General features: G+C 74.6%; 13 protein-coding genes and 2 pseudogenes. 12 read left to right on the top strand and 3 right to left on the bottom strand.

Annotated features, from left to right (window positions below; translation table 11 throughout):
• Window positions 1-7: 7 nt before the first annotated feature.
• Window positions 8-52, top strand: a pseudogene (locus AB0E83_RS29450) (hypothetical protein); the annotation flags it as partial.
• Between the two features lie 130 nt (window positions 53-182).
• Here the strand turns inward: AB0E83_RS29450 and AB0E83_RS29445 are convergent.
• A pseudogene (locus AB0E83_RS29445) lies at window positions 183-917 on the bottom strand (alpha/beta hydrolase); the annotation flags it as partial.
• Window positions 918-1,690: 773 nt separating this feature from the next.
• Between AB0E83_RS29445 and AB0E83_RS29440 the strand changes: the two are divergent.
• The 9 genes from AB0E83_RS29440 (at window position 1,691) to AB0E83_RS29400 (ending at window position 13,771) form a co-directional block, all read left to right on the top strand.
• On the top strand, window positions 1,691-2,596 hold the full coding sequence (locus tag AB0E83_RS29440; protein ID WP_362118396.1) for a MerR family transcriptional regulator: 906 nt from the start codon (window positions 1,691-1,693) through the stop codon (window positions 2,594-2,596).
• Between the two features lie 107 nt (window positions 2,597-2,703).
• Window positions 2,704-3,525, top strand: coding sequence for a VOC family protein (locus AB0E83_RS29435; protein WP_362118393.1), 822 nt, complete (start codon window positions 2,704-2,706; stop codon window positions 3,523-3,525).
• A gap of 108 nt (window positions 3,526-3,633) precedes the next feature.
• Window positions 3,634-4,122 (top strand): MarR family winged helix-turn-helix transcriptional regulator, encoded by a 489-nt coding sequence (locus AB0E83_RS29430; protein WP_362118390.1) that lies wholly within the window; start codon window positions 3,634-3,636, stop codon window positions 4,120-4,122.
• A gap of 211 nt (window positions 4,123-4,333) precedes the next feature.
• Window positions 4,334-5,203, top strand: a complete 870-nt coding sequence (locus AB0E83_RS29425) for a DUF4344 domain-containing metallopeptidase (protein ID WP_362118387.1) — start codon at window positions 4,334-4,336, stop codon at window positions 5,201-5,203.
• A 171-nt stretch (window positions 5,204-5,374) separates the two neighbouring features.
• Complete coding sequence (locus AB0E83_RS29420) at window positions 5,375-8,359, top strand: carbohydrate binding domain-containing protein (protein WP_362118384.1); 2,985 nt, start codon at window positions 5,375-5,377, stop codon at window positions 8,357-8,359.
• A 221-nt stretch (window positions 8,360-8,580) separates the two neighbouring features.
• Window positions 8,581-10,347 carry a S8 family serine peptidase gene (locus AB0E83_RS29415; protein ID WP_362118381.1) on the top strand — a complete coding sequence of 589 codons (1,767 nt, stop codon included), beginning with the start codon at window positions 8,581-8,583 and terminating at the stop codon, window positions 10,345-10,347.
• Window positions 10,348-10,556: 209 nt separating this feature from the next.
• Entirely contained in the window at window positions 10,557-11,462 is a 906-nt protein-coding gene (locus tag AB0E83_RS29410) for a diiron oxygenase (RefSeq protein WP_362118378.1), read from the top strand.
• Window positions 11,463-11,490: 28 nt separating this feature from the next.
• Window positions 11,491-13,149, top strand: coding sequence for an FAD-dependent oxidoreductase (locus AB0E83_RS29405; protein WP_362118375.1), 1,659 nt, complete (start codon window positions 11,491-11,493; stop codon window positions 13,147-13,149).
• Between the two features lie 85 nt (window positions 13,150-13,234).
• The gene (locus AB0E83_RS29400) at window positions 13,235-13,771 is read left to right on the top strand and encodes a DUF6328 family protein (protein WP_362118372.1); all 537 of its coding nucleotides are present in this window, start codon (window positions 13,235-13,237) and stop codon (window positions 13,769-13,771) included.
• Window positions 13,772-13,811: 40 nt separating this feature from the next.
• Here the strand turns inward: AB0E83_RS29400 and AB0E83_RS29395 are convergent, their stop codons facing one another.
• Both AB0E83_RS29395 and AB0E83_RS29390 read right to left on the bottom strand, forming a co-directional pair.
• Entirely contained in the window at window positions 13,812-14,390 is a 579-nt protein-coding gene (locus AB0E83_RS29395; protein ID WP_362118369.1) for a Type-2Aa cytolytic delta-endotoxin, read from the bottom strand.
• 72 nt (window positions 14,391-14,462) lie between these two features.
• Window positions 14,463-15,254: a LysR family transcriptional regulator substrate-binding protein gene (locus AB0E83_RS29390; protein ID WP_362118367.1), complete on the bottom strand. Its 792-nt coding sequence runs from the start codon at window positions 15,252-15,254 to the stop codon at window positions 14,463-14,465.
• A 92-nt stretch (window positions 15,255-15,346) separates the two neighbouring features.
• On the opposite strand from AB0E83_RS29390, the gene AB0E83_RS29385 reads away from it, so the two are divergent.
• A complete protein-coding gene (locus AB0E83_RS29385; protein WP_362118364.1) occupies window positions 15,347-15,757 on the top strand; it encodes a DUF5997 family protein in 411 nt (136 codons plus the stop codon).
• A gap of 89 nt (window positions 15,758-15,846) precedes the next feature.
• Complete coding sequence (locus tag AB0E83_RS29380; RefSeq protein WP_362118361.1) at window positions 15,847-16,896, top strand: universal stress protein; 1,050 nt, start codon at window positions 15,847-15,849, stop codon at window positions 16,894-16,896.
• The last annotated feature ends 21 nt before the right edge of the window (window positions 16,897-16,917 follow it).

Genomic DNA, 16,917 nt, shown 5'->3' with positions numbered 1-16,917 from the left:
GATCGGCGTGGTCTTCCTCGTGGTCGGCGTGCTGGGCTTCGTGCCCGGCGTGACCACCGGCACCGACGAGATGACCTTCGCCGAGCACGACTCCGCGCCGGGCCGGCGGCCGCCCCGTCCAGCCGGTCGAGTACGGCCCCGGCGGCGCGGCGCACGGCGTCGCGGGAGGCGTCCGTGCGGTCGAACGCCTCGAAGCCGTGGCGTCCTTCCGGCACGTCGACGATCTCGACGTCCGCGCCGTGCTTCCCGGCCGCGGCGAGGAACTCCTCCACCGTGGCCGCGAACGCGGGGTGTTCGCGTCCGGCGCGGACGAGGACGACCGGCAGCGGCCCGGCGCCGGCGACCGCCGCCACCGGGCGGAAGCGGGACGGGACGGTCTCCCAGCCGGGCGGCGTGCCGAGGACCGGGTAGGAGAGGGCGAGGCAGCGCAGCCACGGCGGGGGCGCGGCCAGCCAGTCGGCGGCGAGGAGACCGCCGCCGGAGAAGATCCAGAGCGCGATCCGGTCCGGGTCGGTGCGGGGGTGGGCGCGGAGTCGTCCGACCGCCTCGGCGAGGTCGTCGGCGGCGCGGGCGTAGTCGGTCAGGGCGTGCAGCCGGTGGTCGACGGTGGCGCCGACGACCCCGAGCCCGGCCAGGTGGCGGGCGTAGCCCCGGTAGAAGGGCGTGTCGCGCGGGGTCGGGGCGCGGCCGGCGTCGACGGGGCCGCCGTGCACCAGGAGGACGGCGGGCCGGCGTCCCTCCCCGTCCGGCGGATACACGTCGAGCCGGCCGTGCCGCTCGTACGGGAACTCCCGTGTCTCCAGCAGGAACTCCGCCTCCTCGTAGTTCGGCCGGTCGCCGGCGGGCGTCAGCCGCCGCCCCTCGCCCGCGGCCGACCGCAGCAGCACGTCCGCGAGTTCGGCGGGGTGGGTGAGCATCGGCCAGTGCCCGGCGGGGAGTTCGAAGAAGGCGTAGCCGGGCCCGGCGAGCTTCCTGAGGTGCGGCGGGCCCGTCCGGACGAGCATCTCGACGACGTCGACGCCCGGTCCGTCGGCCGTGCACATCACCGCGCTCGCGGGCACCCGCTCCACGGCGCCGCCGAGCCGCAGGGGTTCGGTGAACGTACGGGCGGGCTGCGGCACCGCGAGGCGGTCGAGGCGGGCGAGGTCGCCGGCGGTCAGTCCGGCGAGGCTGCCCCAGCGCTCCCACCCCTCCCCCCGGGGCGCGGGGAGCGGCGCGGTGTCGTGGCCGAGCCGGTCCCGGACGGTCTCGTCGCGGACGAGGAGCAGCGCCGGGTCGCCGTCCGAGGGCAGCCCGGCGGCCACGTACACCACCCGGGAGACCCGGTCCGGCCGCAGGTCGGCGGCGCCGAGGACGGGGTGGATGCCGTAGGCGTGCCCGACGAGGACGACCTCCGGGTCGTCGGTCCCGTCCACGATCGCGGTCAACTCCCGGACGTGCGTGCCGAGTCCGGCCCCGGGGTCGCCGTCCGGCGTCACCGCGAGCACTCCGGCGCCGGCGTCCCGCAGCCGCTCCGCGACCCGGTCCCACAGCCACCCGCCGGTGAACGCCTCCCCCACCAGAACGAACGTCGTCATCCCCGCCTCCTCGTACTCGTCGCCCGTAGCGGTCGCCGGCAGGCTAGGAACTCCCCTTGGGGAAGATTCCACTCCGCGCGCGGGCGGTTAGGGTCGGCCGCGGGAGGTGCGGGGTGGACGCGGACGGGACGTGGAGCATCGGGGAGCTGGCCGGGCGGGCCGGGGTGACGGTGAAGACCGTGCGGTACTACTCCGACCGGGGGCTGCTGCCGGAGGCCGGGCGCAGCGGCGGCGGGCACCGGCGGTACGGTCCCGGGGCGCTGGCGCGGCTGCGGGAGATCCGCTCGCTGCGCGCCCTGGGCCTCGGCGTGCCCGAGGTGGCGCGGGCGCTGGAGGACGACGGGCGGCTGGCGGACGTGGTCGCCGGGGAGCTGCGGGGTGTGGCCCGGGAGCGGGCGGCCCTGGCGTGGCGGGAGGCGTCGCTGCGGCTGCTCGCGGAGTGCGACGGCGCCGAACGGGCCGATCTGCTGCCCCTGTTGGGCGCGGCGGCGCTGCCGCCGGACACGGACGCGGTGGTCCGCTTCTGGCGCCGGGCGCTGCCCGTGCGGCTGCCGGCGCCGCTGGTGGCGCGGGTCCTGGACGAGGTCGTCCCGGTGCCGCCGGACGAGCCGTCGCCCGGCCAGGTGCGGGCCTTCGCGCTGCTGCGCGCGCTGGTGTCGGACCCCCGGCCGGAGCGGGCCCCGGCCCCGCCGCTGCGGGGCGAGCGGTACCGGCCGGCGGTGCTGTACGAGGGGCTGGCGGAGGCGTACGGCCTGGCGGGCGCGGAGGTGCTGGCGGGCCGCCCGCCCGGCGGCCGGGGCGTCCTGGACTGCTTCGCGGGCGCGTACGCCCGGGCCCTGGGGGAAGCGGACTCCCCCGCCTTCCGGGGGCGTCTCGCCGGTCTGCTCGGCCGGGAGGAGACGGCGGTGATGGCCCGCTACTGGAAGCTGGCCGCTCCCCTCCTCCCGCCGGACCGCCCCCCGCTCGGCCTGCTGCACCACCACCTCACGGAGGCGCTGGCCGCGTCCCGGGGCGCCTGACGGACCAGGGGGCCGGCCGGGTGAAGCGGGGTGTGCCGGGCGGTCTGCCGGGGAAGGCGCGCGAGGTGGCGTCCGGGCGGCGGGCGCGCGGGTGAGGAGGTGGTCCGGTGACGGAACCGACGACGGCGCAGGCGCTGGGCGCGCCGTGCTGGCTGAGTCTGGCGACTCGGGATCTGGGCGCGGCGGAGCGGTTCTACGGCGCGGTGCTGGGCTGGACGTTCCGGCCGGGCAAGCTGGAGGCGGGCTCGATGTACACGGTGGGCGAGCGGGACGGCACACCGGTCGCGGGGATCGCCGCACTGGCCGCGGAGCTGGCGGTGCCGGTGGCGTGGACGGTGTTCTTCGCGGTGGAGGACGCGGACGCGGCGGTGGGCCGGATCCGGGAGCGGGGCGGCACGGTGGGCGTGGGCCCGGTCGCGTACCCGCCGCAGGGGCGGGTGGCGCTGGCCACCGACCGGGACGGGGCCGCGTTCGCGGTGTGGGAGGGGCGGCTGGTGTCCCGCTGGCAGGTGGGCGAGCAGGACGCGCCGGCGTGGGTGGAGCTGCACACCCGGGACGCCTTCGACGCGGCCGTGTTCTACGGCGGGGTGCTGCGCTGGGCGGAGGACATGCCGGGCTGCTGCGAGACCTCGTACGAGGAGGACCGGGTGGTGCTGCGCCGCGGGGGGATCGCGGTGGCGCGGCTCGACAGCGGCCCGGTGGAGGCCGCGTCGCCCCGGCCTCAGCTGCGGCCGCGCTGGCTGGTGCGGTTCCGGGTGCCGGACCTGGCGGCCTCGGTGGCGGCGGTGACGGAGTACGGCGGTTCGGTGGTGCCGGGCGGCGAGTGGGGCGGGGCCCGGGAGCCGGAACCGGCGGAGGCCGAGCGCCGGGTGGTGGTGCGCGATCCGGACGGGGCGCTGTTCACGCTGGAGGCGGACGGGACGCGGTGAGCGGTACGGGTACGGGGCCGGCCGGCCCCGTACCCGTACCGCGCGCGGGGGCGTCGCGGCCGGGTGGCGGGCGGCCCGGGCGGCCCGCCGGGCGGGGAGAATGCCCTCATGGACAAGCCCGTGGACCAGCCCACCGACGGCGCGGACAAGCCCACCGACCGCGTCGAGTTCGAGACCATGCTGCTGAGCCGGCACTCCCATCTGCACGCTCCCCGCACCCGGGCCGGCGGCGGGGGCCTCGATCGCAGCGCGTACGTGCTCCTCACCCGGATCCGGATGCACGGGCCGATGTCCATCGGGCAGCTCTCGGAGGCCTTCGGGCTCGACGCCTCGACCCTCAACCGGCAGACCGCGGCGATGCTGCGGGCCGGGGTGGTGGAGCGCATCCCGGACCCGGAGGGCGGCATCGCGCGCAAGTTCCGCATCACCGCGGAGGGCGAGCGCCGCCTGGAAGCCGACCGCGCCTTCAACATCGGCGGGATCGAACGGATCGTGGAGCACTGGCCCCCGGAGGACGTGACCCGCCTCGCGGACCTCCTGGAGCGGTTCAACCGGGACATCGAGCGGCTGGAGGGCCGCCCCTGGCCCCGGCCCTGACGTCCCCGGGGCCTGGCCCTGACCCTCCCTGGCCCCGGCCCTGACCTCCCCGGGGCCTGACCCGGACCCTCCCGGGGCCCGCTCCCCGCGCCCCGGCCCTCCCTTCGTCTCCGCCTCCCCCGCCTCACCCGTCCGGCGCGGCGGGCTCGCCCCCGGCACCCGCTCCGGCCAGGCTCGTCGGCAGGGACGCCCACGAGACGAGGTGCCGCCGATGCCCGCCGCCCGCCACCGCCGCGCCCGGCTCCTCGCCCCGCCCCTCGTCCTGGCGGCGGTCCTCCTCGCCGGCTGCGCGGCGACTCCCCCGGTGGCCCCCGCCCCCACGACCGGGGTCTCCCCGGGGACGGGCCGGCTCGTCGTCTCCTACGCGGAGGCCGGGACCGCCGAGGAGCGCGCCGCCCGCGCCTTCCTGAGCGAGCGGCGGGTCCTGGAGGACGTCGCCGCCTACGCCGACGCCCGGATCGCCCTCCCCCGGGACGTTCCGCTCCGCGCGGCGAGCTGCGACGCGCCGAACCCCTTCTGGGACCGGCGCACCGGGCGGATCACCTACTGCTACGGCTTCGTGACCGGCGCCCGGGAGGTCTTCCGGCGGATCGACACCGAGGGCGACCGGGCGGAGCGGGCCGCGGCCGTCGACGAGGACGTGGTCGGCCTCTCGAACGGCGTCCTCTTCCACGAGCTCGGGCACGCCCTCGTCGACCTCTACGACCTGCCCGTCACCGGCCGCGAGGAGGACGCGGTCGACCAGCTCGCCGTCCTCCTCCTCGCCTCCGGCGACGAGCGGCACGAGCGGTACGCGGTCTCCGCCGTCAACGCCTGGGGCGCCCTGTGGGAGGCGTCCGAGGGCGGCGACCCGGGGGCGGCCGCGTACTCCGACGTCCACTCGACGGACGGGCAGCGCTTCTTCAACTGGGCTTGCTGGCTGTACGGCTCCGATCCCGAGCGGTTCGCGGACGCGGTGGACGCCGAGGGCAATCCGGACGGGGTGTTGCCCCGCGACCGCGCCGCGCTCTGTCCTGCGGAGTTCCGGCGCGTCGACCGGGCCTGGAGGACGCTCCTGGAGCCGTACCTCAAGCGGAAGTGAACCCGGCGTTTCGAACCGCTTCGACGCGGACCCTTTACGCGCGCGTCCCACGGGGGTAACTTCCCGGCGACGCAAGAAGTTTCCGCAAGTTTCCGCATGCGCTTCCAGGGGTGCCGATCCCCGTTCCTCCGCCGGCGCCCCCGTCCGCGCGTCCCCGTCTGGAGCATTCGGATGACCCCCACTCGCACACGGCCGCGCGGGCGCGCCCTCGCGCTGCTCGGCGCCGCCGCCGGGCTGGCCGGCCTGGTGGCCGCGCCGCCCGGCACCGCCGCCTCCCCCGTCACCGCCGTCCCGGCGGCGGCCGTCGCCGAGAACACGGCGACGGTCTACTACTGGACGAAGACGAAGAACTGGGCCGCCTACAACCTGCACTGGGCGCCCGACGGCGGCGCCTGGACCGCCGTCCCCGGCACGGCGATGGAGCCGGCCTGCACGGACTGGGTGAAGAAGACCGTCAGCCTCGGCTCCGCCGCCGGGCTCCAGGCCACCTTCACCAACGGCGCCGGCACCTGGGACAACAACGGCGGCCGCAACTACGCGCTCGGCACCGGGAACATCACGGTGAAGGACGGCGTCGTCGCCCACTCCGACCCGTGCGCCGGCACCCCGCCGCCCGCCTCGAACAAGGCGACGGTGTACTACTCCTCGGCCTCGCTCGGCTGGTCGACGGTGAACGTCCACTACCAGCCGGCCGGCGGGGCGTGGACGGCCGTGCCCGGCACGGGCATGACGGCGGCCTGCGCGGGCTGGTGGAAGCGGGAGCTCGACCTGGGCGCCGCCACCTCCCTCAAGGCCGCCTTCAACAACGGCAACGGCGTGTGGGACAACAACGGCGGCGCCGACTACGCGCTCGGCACCGGCATCTCCACCGTCCGGGACCGGGTGGTGACGGCGAATGCCACGGACCCCTGCGCCGCCACCCCGCCCGACACCCGGGCGCCGTCCGCCCCGGCCCGCGTGACGGCGACCGCCGACGGCGTATCCGTCCTGCTCTCCTGGGACGCGGCCACCGACGACCGGGGCGTGACGAAGTATCAGGTCACCCGCACCGGCGGCACAGCGGGCACGGTGGTCACGGACGTCGGCTCGACGGTCTTCTCGGACACGAACCTCGCCGAACGCACCGCGTACACCTACACGGTGAAGGCCGTGGACGCCGCCGGGAACGTCTCGGCCGCCTCCGCCCCGGCCACCGCCACCACCGGCGACAGGCCCACCGCCCCGGCGAACGGCAAGCCGCTCGGCACCGACCCGCGCAAGGACCCGATCTACTTCGTCCTCACCGCCCGCTTCCACGACGGCGACCCCGCCAACAACCGGGGCGGCGGCCAGCACGTGAAGTCGGGTAACGCGGCCAACGACGACCCCATGTTCCGGGGCGACTTCAAGGGCCTGATCCAGAAGCTCGACTACATCAAGGGCCTCGGCTTCTCCGCCGTCTGGGTCACCCCGGTCGTCCTCAACCGCTCGGACTACGACTACCACGGCTACCACGGCTACGACTTCTACAAGGTGGACCCGCGCCTGGAGTCGGCCGGCGCCTCCTACCAGGACCTGATCGACGCGGCCCACGCCAAGGGCATGAAGATCTACCAGGACGTGGTCTACAACCACTCCTCCCGGTGGGGCGCCAAGGGCCTGTTCACGCCGACCGTGTACGGCGTCCGGGACACCCAGTGGAGCTGGTACTACGACGAGAAGCAGCCCGGCTTCGAGTACGACGGCCTGACGATCGACCCGAAGACCGGCAAGTCGTACTACAACGGCGACCTGTGGTCGACCGCCGAGCCCACCGGCAACACCTGTGTCGACTGGGGGAAGCCGACCGGCGGGAAGAGCCCCGAGGGGTACACCCTCTACAACTGCCAGTGGCCGAGCCCCACGTCGGGGATGTTCCCGAAGGAGCTCTTCCACCAGTGCTGGATCGGCAACTGGGAGGGCGAGGACTCGCGCTCCTGCTGGCTGCACGAGGACCTGGCGGACCTGAACACCGAGAACGCGACCGTCCAGAACCACCTGATCGGCGCGTACAACAAGTACATCGACATGGGCGTCGACGGCTTCCGCGTCGACACCGCCGTGCACATCCCGCGCACCACCTGGAACCGCCGCTTCCTGCCCGCGATCCAGGAGCGCGTCGCCCAGCGGCACGGCGCCGAGGCGGCGAAGAACTTCTTCGTCTTCGGCGAGGTCGCGGCCTTCGTGAACGACAAGTGGAACCGCGGCTCGGTGAACCACTCGGCGCAGTTCTTCACCTGGAAGGAGCGCAAGGAGTACGACGCCGACGACACCAAGGCCGCCCTGGAGATGTACGACTACGAGCAGCAGCAGGGCACCGGCAACCAGCCCACCTCCACCAACGCCTTCCTGAACGGCAACAGTTACCACGCGCCCGACCACAGCCGGTTCTCCGGCATGCACGTCATCGACATGCGGATGCACATGAACTTCGGTGACGCGTACAACGCCTTCTCCAACGGCAAGGACTCGGACGACAGTTACAACGACGCCACCTACAACGTCGTCTACGTCGACAGCCACGACTACGGGCCGAACAAGTCGAGCGAGCGGTACGCGGGCGGCACCGACGCCTGGGCCGAGAACATGTCCCTGATGTGGACCTTCCGCGGCATCCCGACGCTCTACTACGGCTCCGAGATCGAGTTCCAGAAGGGGCGGAAGATCGACTGCGGGCCGAGCTGCCCGCTGGCGACCACCGGCCGCGCCTACTACGGCGCGCACCTCGCCGGCACCGTCACCGCCTCCGACTTCTCGAAGGTCTCCGAGGCGAGCGGCCAGGTCGCGACCACCCTCCAGCAGCCCCTGGTCAAGCACGTCCAGCGGCTCAACGAGATCCGGCGGGCGATCCCCGCCCTGCAGACGGGCCAGTACTCCACCGAGGGCGTCTCCGGCGGCATGGCGTTCAAGCGCCGCTACACCAGCGGCTCGACGGACAGCTTCGCCCTCGTCACCGTCTCGGGCGGCGCCACGTACACCGGCATCCCGAACGGCACGTACACCGACGCCGTCACCGGCGACGTGAAGACGGTCTCGGGCGGCACCCTCACGGTCGGCGCGCCCGGCAAGGGCAACCTGCGGGTGTACGTCCTGAACGGCCCCGGGAAGATCGGCACCGCGGGCCCGTACCTGAAGTAGTCCCGCGGCCCGGAGGCGGGAGGGGGCGGCGCACATCCGCCCCCTTTCGCCATGTTCAGGTCAAGATTGTGTTACGTGAACGGGCTTGTCGGACAGAAGGCTTCCCTCCACCCCGCCCGTCTGGGATCTTGCGTCCACCCCACACATCACAGGGCCCGGCCGGCGCCACCCGCGCCACCGGGCCATCGGAGGACGCATTGTTTTCCCACATATCCGGCCGGATGAGACTCGCGGCGGCCCTTCTCGGCACGAGCCTGGCGCTCGCCGGCCCGGTCTCCCTCGCCCAGGCCGCCCCGCTCGACAACGAGCCGCTCGCGACCTTCACCGCGAACGCCCGGGCCGCCCAGCAGACGTCCGCCGCCTGGGCCGCCGGCACCCGCGCCTACCTGGTCATCACCACGCCCGGTGACACCAGCGCGGTCCGCGCCGCCGTGGCCGCCAACGGCGGTTCGGTCTTCTCCTCCTTCGACGCCATCGGCGTGATCGTCGCCCACTCGACCTCCGCCTCCTTCGCCACCGCCATGCGGGGCGTCACGGGCGTGCAGAAGGTCGGCGCGACCCGCACCTCGGACGTCCCGGCCGACGCGTACAACCCGGCGCTCCCGGCCAACCCGGCGCAGTCGGCGGCCCCGACGACGGAGCCGGTCCGCTCGGACATGACCCAGATCAAGGCCGACCAGGCCTGGGCCGTCAACCCGGGCTCCGCCTCGGTCAAGGTCGGCATCCTGGACACCGGCGTGGACGACCAGCACCAGGACCTGGCGCCGAACTTCAACGCCGCCGACTCCGTCTCCTGCGCCTACGGCAAGCCGGACACCCGCGTCGGCGCCTGGCGCGACGTCGACACGCACGGCACCCACGTGGCCGGCACGGTCGCCGCGGCCAAGAACGGCAAGGGCGCCATCGGCGTCGCCCCGGGCGTGAAGATCTCCTCGGTGCGCATCGCCGAGCCCGGCTCCACCCTGTTCTTCGCCGAGAACACCATCTGCGGCCTGGTGTGGGCCGGTGACCACGGCTTCAAGGTCACCAACAACAGCTACTACACGGACCCGTGGCAGTTCAACTGCCCGAACAACCTCGACCAGGCGGCCATCCTGGAGGGCGTGGGCCGCGCCCAGGCGTACGCCGAGGGCAAGGGCTCGCTCCAGGTCGCGGCGGCCGGCAACTCCAACGTCGACCTGGCCAACAAGACCACCGACTCGGCGAGCCCCAACGACTCGACGCCGGTGACCCGGACCATCACCAACGACTGCCTCGACATCCCGGCCGAGCTGCCGGGCGTGGTCACGGTCTCCGCCAACGGCACCAGCGGCACCTCCAAGGCGTCGTTCTCCAACTACGGCCGTGACGTCATCGAGGTCTCGGCGCCCGGCGAGTCCGTCTACAGCACCGTGCCCGGCGGCAAGTACTCCTCGCTGAGCGGCACGTCGATGGCCGCCCCGCACGTCGCGGGCGTCGCCGCCCTGATGGCCAGCGCCAATCCCGCGTACACCCCGGCGGACCTGCGGGCCAAGCTCGGCGAGCAGGCCACCGACCTGGCCTGCCCCTCGGACGCCCGGTGCACCGGCACCGCGGCGAAGAACAGCTTCTTCGGCGAGGGCCGGACGGACGCCCTGAAGGCCGTCGGCGGCTCGACCCCGCCGGCCGGGAAGTACTTCGAGAACCTCACCGACGTGACGGTCTCCGACAACACCACCGTCGAGAGCCCGATCACCGTCAGCGGCGTCACCGGCAACGCGCCGGCCACCCTGAAGGTGGGCGTGAACATCAAGCACACCTACATCGGCGACCTCAAGGTCGACCTGATCGCCCCCGACGGATCGGTCTACGTCCTGCACAACCGGACCGGCAGCGGCGCCGACGACATCGTCCAGACGTACACGGTCAACGCCTCCGCCGAGGTCGCGAACGGCGTCTGGAAGCTCCGCGTCAACGACAACGCGAACGCGGACACCGGCCGGATCGACGCCTGGAACCTGACCTTCTGACGGCCGGACAGCACCCCGGAGGGGCCGGAGCGGACCACGCTCCGGCCCCTTCCGCGTCCCCGGGAGGGCCCTCCCCGCAAGAAAGTCCGTACCGGGGGGTAGCCCGCGCGGCACCCTTGCTATACGTTCCGTCTAACAAGCTTGCTAGACGCGGTGTCTAACAAGCGAAGGAACGACGAGCCGACCGCGTGACCCAAGGAGCCGCAACGATGGCCAGCAGCACCGTGCGCCCGGACCCCCACGACCAGGACGACATCGCCGAGCGGCTCCTCCGGTCGGCCGCCAGGCTCAGCTACGACCCGGCCGTCGAGGTCGACTGGGACACCCCGCTCGACAAGGACTTCCACGGCCAGAGCCCCGAGTGGAACAGCCTCTACGGCACCGCCTACTGGAACGAGATGACCGAGGAGCAGCGCAAGGAGCTGACCCGCCAGGAGTCCGCCTCCGTCGCCTCCACCGGCATCTGGTTCGAGATGATCCTCCAGCAGATGGTCCTGCGGGACATCTACCGCACGGACCACACCGACCCCCGCTTCCAGTGGGCGCTCACCGAGATCGCCGACGAGTGCCGCCACTCGATCATGTTCGCCCGCGGCTCCCAGAAGCTCGGCGCCCCCGCCTACCGGCCCAAGCGCTCCGTCATGGAGCTCGGCCGGGTCATGAAGACCGTCGGCTTCGGCGAGGCCGCCTACGCCGGCATCCTCGTCGCCGAGGAGGTCCTCGACGTCATGCAGCGCGACTGGATGCGCGACGAGCGGGTGGTCCCCTTCGTCCGCACCATCAACAACATCCACGTCGTCGAGGAATCCCGGCACATGAAGTTCGCCCGGGACGAGACCCGCCGCCACCTCGCCCGCGCGAGCCGGCCCCGCCGCCACTTCCAGGCGCTGATCGTCGCCATCGCCGCGTACTACATCATCACCAGCCTGGTGAACCCCGAGGTGTACGTCCGGGCCGGCCTCGACCCCGAGCGCGCCCGCCGCGAGGCCGCCGCCAACGAGCACTACAAGGCGCGGCTGCGCGCCAGCTGCTCCGGCCTCATGGAGTTCCTCGGCGACGTCGGCATGCTGACCCGGCCCGCCGTCTTCTTCTACCAGCGCGCCCACCTCCTCTGACCCCGACGAGCCGAGCCGAGCCGCCGCCATGACCTACGCCATCACCCAGACCTGCTGCTCCGACGCCACCTGCGTCGCCGTCTGCCCGGTCAACTGCATCCACCCCACGCCCGACGAGCCGGACTTCGGCACCACCGAGATGCTCTACGTCGACCCGAGGAGCTGCATCGACTGCGGGGCCTGCGCCGACGCCTGCCCGGTCGACGCGATCTTCCCGGTCGACCGGCTCACCGGGCCGCTCAAGCGGTACGAGGCGATCAACGCCTCCCACTACGAGGGCCGCGACCCCGCCCCCGTCCTCGCCTCCCCCACCTTCCACGCCTGGGGCGAGCCGTCCTTCACCCGCTCGCTGCCCTCCGACTTCGCCCCGATCCGGGTCGCCGTCGTCGGCACCGGCCCCGCCGGCATGTACGCCGCCGAGGACCTGCTGCTGCACACCAACGCCGAGGTCACCCTCATCGACCGGCTCCCGGTGGCCGGCGGGCTCGTCCGCTACGGCGTCGCCCCCGACCACCCGGGCACCAAGGGCGCCGGCGACAGCCTCGCCCGCTTCCACACCCACCCCCGGGCCACCGTCCGGCTCGGCGTGGAGATCGGCAAGGACGTCAGCCCCGAGGAGCTCGCCGCCCACCACGACGCGGTGATCTACGCGGTCGGCGCCCCGTCCGACCGGCGCCTGGGCATCCCCGGCGAGGAGCTGCCCGGCAGCCTCTCCGCGACCTCCCTCGTCTCCTGGTACAACGCCCACCCGGAGACGGCGCCCGAGGCGGTCGCCCTGGGCGCGGCCGAGCGGGTCGTCGTGGTCGGCAACGGCAACGTCGCCCTCGACGTGGCCCGCATCCTCGTCTCCGACCCGGCCGCGCTGGCCGGCACCGACATCGCCGACCACGCGCTCGCCGCCCTGCGCGGCTCCCGGGTCCGCGAGGTGGTGCTGCTCGGCCGGCGCGGCCCCGAGGACGCCTCGTACACCGCCTCCGAACTCCTCGCCCTCGGCCACCTGCCCGGCGTCGACCTCGTCGTCGACGCCCACGACCCGCGGATCGCCGCGGCGATCGACGCCGCCGCCCCCGGCGACCGGGCCGCCCTCCTGAAGGACGCGGCCCGCGAGACGGTGGACTGGACGCGCGGCCCCGACGGCGACCGGCGCCGGATCGTGCTCCGCTTCCACTCGGCACCCGAGGAGGCCGTCGGCCCGGAGGCCGTCCGCGCGGTCCGCGTCGGCGGCGCCGACGGCCCCGTCGAGATCCCCGCGGGCCTGCTCGTCCGGGCCATCGGCTACCGGGGCGTCCCCCTCGCCGGGCTGCCCTTCGACGAGGCCACCGGCACCGTCCCGCACACCGCGGGCCGCGTCGACGGCCTGCCCGGCACCTACGTCGTCGGCTGGATCAAGCGCGGCCCGTCCGGCGGCATCGGCGCCAACCGCGGCTGCGCCGCCGAGACCGTCGGCAGCCTGCTCGCCGACGCCGTCGAGGGACGCCTGCCGAAGCCGACCGGCTCCGCGAGGGCCTTCGGACGGCTCGTCCGCGGCCGCAGCCGCCGCCTGGTGGACGCCCGCGGCCTCGCCGCCATCGACCGGGCCGAGCGGGCCCGGGGCGCGGCGACCGGCCGGCCGCGGGTCAAGCTCGCGACGGTCCCCGAGCTGGTCGCGGCGGCCCGCCGGGGCCGGCTGCGCGGCCCGGTGGGCTGAGGCGGGAGGCGGCACGGGCGCGCACGGAGAAGGCGCGCCCGAGCGGCGGTGGCATACGGGGCGGGCGCGGGGGCACTCGCCCCGTATGGCCACCACGGAGAACGCCCGGCACGACGACGGACGCGGGGAGAGCCCCGCGCAGCGCGCGGACCGCCGCTGGGCGGAGCTCCTCCAGGAGCTGCGGGTCGCCCAGACCGGCACCCAGATCCTGTTCGGCTTCCTCGTCGCCGTCGTCTTCCAGCCGCGCTTCGCGGAGCTGGGACTGACGGACCGAATCATCTACGTCGTCACCGTCTGCCTGGGAGCGGCGACCACCGGTGCGCTCGTCGCGCCGGTGGCGGTGCACCGGCTGGTGGCGGGGCGCCGGCTGAAACCGCAGACGGTGCGGTGGGCGGGGCGCCTGACGCTGGTGGGGGTGGTGCTGCTCTACCTGACGATGGTGTCGACGTTCCTGCTGATCACACGCATGGTCCTGGACGACACGATCGCGCTGTGGCTGGTCGTCGTGATGGCCCTGTGGCTGGGGCTCTGCTGGTTCGTGGTGCCGCTCATCGCCCGGCGCGGCACCAACGGCAACGGGAACGACAAGGCGGAGGACGGCTACGGGCCGTGGCCGCGCTGAGGGTCCGGCCCGGGACGGCGGGCCGGCGCGGGTGCCGGGATCAGGCGGCGACGGGGAGCGGCCGGCGCAGCACGATCGCGTTGAGTCCGACGGCGAACGGCGCCGTGTCCGTCAGACCGAGCCCGAGCACCTCCTCCTTCGGCAGCTCGACGGTGACGTCCACGCAGAACGCGAGCGCGTGCAGGGCGTCGCCCGAGCCCTCGTCCTGGAGGGCGAAGAAGAGGTCCCGGTAGTAGCGGGTGCGCCGCTCGGACTCCTCGTAGAAGGACAGGCCGGGCTGCCCGAGCTGCTCGCCGAGGCCGGTGAACGCGGCGACCAGCTCCCGCTCCACCGTCTCCCAGAAGCCCGCCTCCGCGCACTCGGCGGGCAGGGCCTGCCGTACGGCCTCCTTCAGCGAGAGCACCATGACGAGCAGCGGCGCGTGCTCCTTGAGCCCCCAGCCGCGCACCATGCGGACGACGGTGCTGTCCGGGACGGCGGCGGCCGCCTCCCGGATGGCCTCGAAGTCGAAGTTGACGGTGGCGGGGGCGATCGCCTCCTGGAAGACCCGGTCCATCGACCGGGCCTCGTCGAGGTGGGCGGGCGCCACCTCGATCACGGTCCTGAAACTGGCGGCCAAAGGCTTCTCCTGTTCTCGCCGCCCACCGCGGTGGGCGCTTGATCATCAGGAGGAGTATGCCGAGGGGTCCGCTCAGCGCCCGCGGCGGGGCTTCCCGCCGCGTCCCGCGGCACCGCCGCCCTTGCCCCGGGCGGGCTTCGCGGGCCTCGCCGGCTTCGCGCCTGCGGTCTTCCTCGCGGCTCCCGCGGCCTTCTTCGCCGGCGTGGGCGCCGCCTTGGCGGTCTTCTGGCCCTTCTGGGCCTCCGCCCGCCGGCCCCGGGTGCTGTTGACGGTCCGGCCCCGGACGATCCCGATGAACTCCTCCACCAGGTCGGGTGCCTCCTCCGCCCTCGGCCAGGAGAGCGCCACCCGGGACTGGGGGACGCCGGTGACGGTGCGGTAGGTGAGGTCCTTGCGGTGGTGCAGGCGGGCCAGCGACTGCGGGACGACGAGCACGCCGACCCCGGCGGCGACCAGCTCGATCGCGTCGGCGGTGGTCTCGGGCCGCTGGAAGGCGGGCCGGCCGGGCGGGGCCTCCCAGTCGAGGGTGTCGTCGAGCGGGTGCAGGACCAGCTCCTCGGCCAGGTCCTCCGGGGTCAGCTCCTCGGCCGCGGCGAAGAGGTGGTCCTTGGGCACGACCACCACGCTCGTCTCCTCGTACAGCGGGATCGCGCTCAGGTCCTCGCCGTCGACCGGCAGGCGCAGCAGCGCGGCGTCCGCGGTCCCGTCCCGGAGCGCCCCGAAGGACTCCCCCGGGGTCACCTGCACGAGGGTGAGGGGGACGTCGGGCAGCCGCTGTCCCCAGATCCGCACCCACTTCGAGGGCGTCACACCGGGCACGTAGGCGAGCCGGAAGGTCGTGGGGGCCGGGGAGGAGTCAGTCACCCCGCAAGATTACCCGCCGGTCCGCCCCGTCGGCGCAGGTCGGCGGCGGCCCGTGGTCGGCGGGCGCCTGTACGCTCGATACCCTGGACAGCATGACGCAGCACCAGAACTCCCAGACGATGAAGCCCGCGACCGCGGCGAAGAAGCTGGGTGTGTACCTCGACGCCACCCCCGCCGACTTCCAGGAGGGTGTCGTCTCGCGCTCCGAGCTGAACGAGCTCCAGGCCAACCCGCCGGCCTGGCTGAAGGAGCTGCGGCAGAACGGCCCGCACCCGCGCCCCGTGGTCGCGGCCAAGCTCGGCGTCTCCATCTCGGGCCTCGCCCGCGGCGGGATCACCGAGGCGCTGACCACCGAGCAGATCGAGGCCCTGAAGGCCGAGGCGCCGGAGTGGCTGGTCAAGGAGCGCGCCACCCAGGCCGAGGTCCGCAAGGAGACCGTGCGCATCAAGGAGCGCGACGCCCAGCGCGCCGCCGAGCGGGCCGCCCGCGGGCAGGACGCCTGACCGTCCCGTGAGGCGGGGCGCCCGGCCGCCCCGCGAAAGCCCCGGCCCCACCGGTGTGGCGCGGCGCCGGGCGAGGGAGGCATTCCCCCATGAACGACCTCCCGCACGAGAACGACCCCCCGCGCGCGAACGGCCTCCCGCCCGAGAACGGCTCCTCGCACCGGGACGGCTCCTCGCACCGGAACGGCCTTCCGCGCGAGACGGGCGACCGGCCGCCCGTCGTCGCCGCCGTCGACGGCTCCGGGCACAGCCTGCGCGCCCTGTCCTGGGCGCTGGGGGCGGCGGAGGCGCTGGGCGCCCCGCTGGTCGTGGCGCACGTCCGCTCCGAGGCGCTCCAGCTGGGCGCCGCCCGGATCGCCTCGCTGGGCACCGAGCCCGAGCTGCCGGACACCGTCCTGGACGCGGTGCGGACCGTGGTGGAGGAGCGGGGGCACGCGGTGCCGGTGCGGTACGACTCGCTGGACGGGGCCGTCACCGAGGTGCTGCCGGCCGTGGCGCGGGGCGCGCGGCTGCTGGTGACGGGTTCCCGGGGGCACGGGGGCTTCGCCAGTCTGCTGCTCGGTTCCACCGGCCGCTCGCTGGCCGCCCGCTCCCCCTGTCCGCTGGTGGTGGTCCCGCACGAGGCGCGGACCGCCTCCCTGGACAGCGGCCCGGGGGCCGGGCGGGTCCTGCTGGGGCTGCACCCGGGGGAGACCCCGGACGAGGCGGTGGACTTCGCCTTCGAGACGGCCGGGCTGCGCCGCGTACCGCTGGAGGCGCTGACCGTGCTGCGGTTGCCGCCGAACCCGGCGGCCCTGGTCGCGGCGCCCTCCCCGGCCCTCCAGGTGCCTCCGCCGCTGCCGCTCGCGGACGACACGGAGGAGCTGCTCGCCGAGGCCCGGCGGGAGCAGGAGGCCCGGCTGCGGCCCTTCGCCCGGCGGTGGCCCTCGGTGGAGCTGGTGCGCACGGTGGCGCCGGGGGACGCGGGCGGCCTCCTCGTGGACGCCTCCGGGGAGGCGGCGCTGCTGGTGGTGGGCCGGCACCACCGGCACCGGATCGCGGACCTCCTGGTGGGGTCGGTGGCGCACGCGGTGCTCCACCACGCGGCCTGCCCGGTGGCGGTGGTCCCGCCGGCGCCCGGGGCCCGGGGCCGGGCCTGAGGCCGGTGCCGCCGTCGCTGT

It is taken from the genome of Streptomyces sp. NPDC035033 (assembly GCF_040636735.1).
Lineage (GTDB): Bacteria > Actinomycetota > Actinomycetes > Streptomycetales > Streptomycetaceae > Streptomyces.
Note: the sequence above shows the minus strand (reverse complement) of the source record. Positions and strands in the feature narration are given on the sequence as shown.

Coding starts and splice junctions, on each gene's coding strand:
- AB0E83_RS29430 (WP_362118390.1), top strand. CDS start 3,634: ATGGACAAGCCCGTGGACCAGCCCACCGACGGCGCGGACAAGCCCACC.
- AB0E83_RS29425 (WP_362118387.1), top strand. CDS start 4,334: ATGCCCGCCGCCCGCCACCGCCGCGCCCGGCTCCTCGCCCCGCCCCTC.
- AB0E83_RS29420 (WP_362118384.1), top strand. CDS start 5,375: ATGACCCCCACTCGCACACGGCCGCGCGGGCGCGCCCTCGCGCTGCTC.
- AB0E83_RS29415 (WP_362118381.1), top strand. CDS start 8,581: ATGAGACTCGCGGCGGCCCTTCTCGGCACGAGCCTGGCGCTCGCCGGC.
- AB0E83_RS29410 (WP_362118378.1), top strand. CDS start 10,557: ATGGCCAGCAGCACCGTGCGCCCGGACCCCCACGACCAGGACGACATC.
- AB0E83_RS29405 (WP_362118375.1), top strand. CDS start 11,491: ATGACCTACGCCATCACCCAGACCTGCTGCTCCGACGCCACCTGCGTC.
- AB0E83_RS29400 (WP_362118372.1), top strand. CDS start 13,235: ATGGCCACCACGGAGAACGCCCGGCACGACGACGGACGCGGGGAGAGC.
- AB0E83_RS29385 (WP_362118364.1), top strand. CDS start 15,347: ATGACGCAGCACCAGAACTCCCAGACGATGAAGCCCGCGACCGCGGCG.
- AB0E83_RS29380 (WP_362118361.1), top strand. CDS start 15,847: ATGAACGACCTCCCGCACGAGAACGACCCCCCGCGCGCGAACGGCCTC.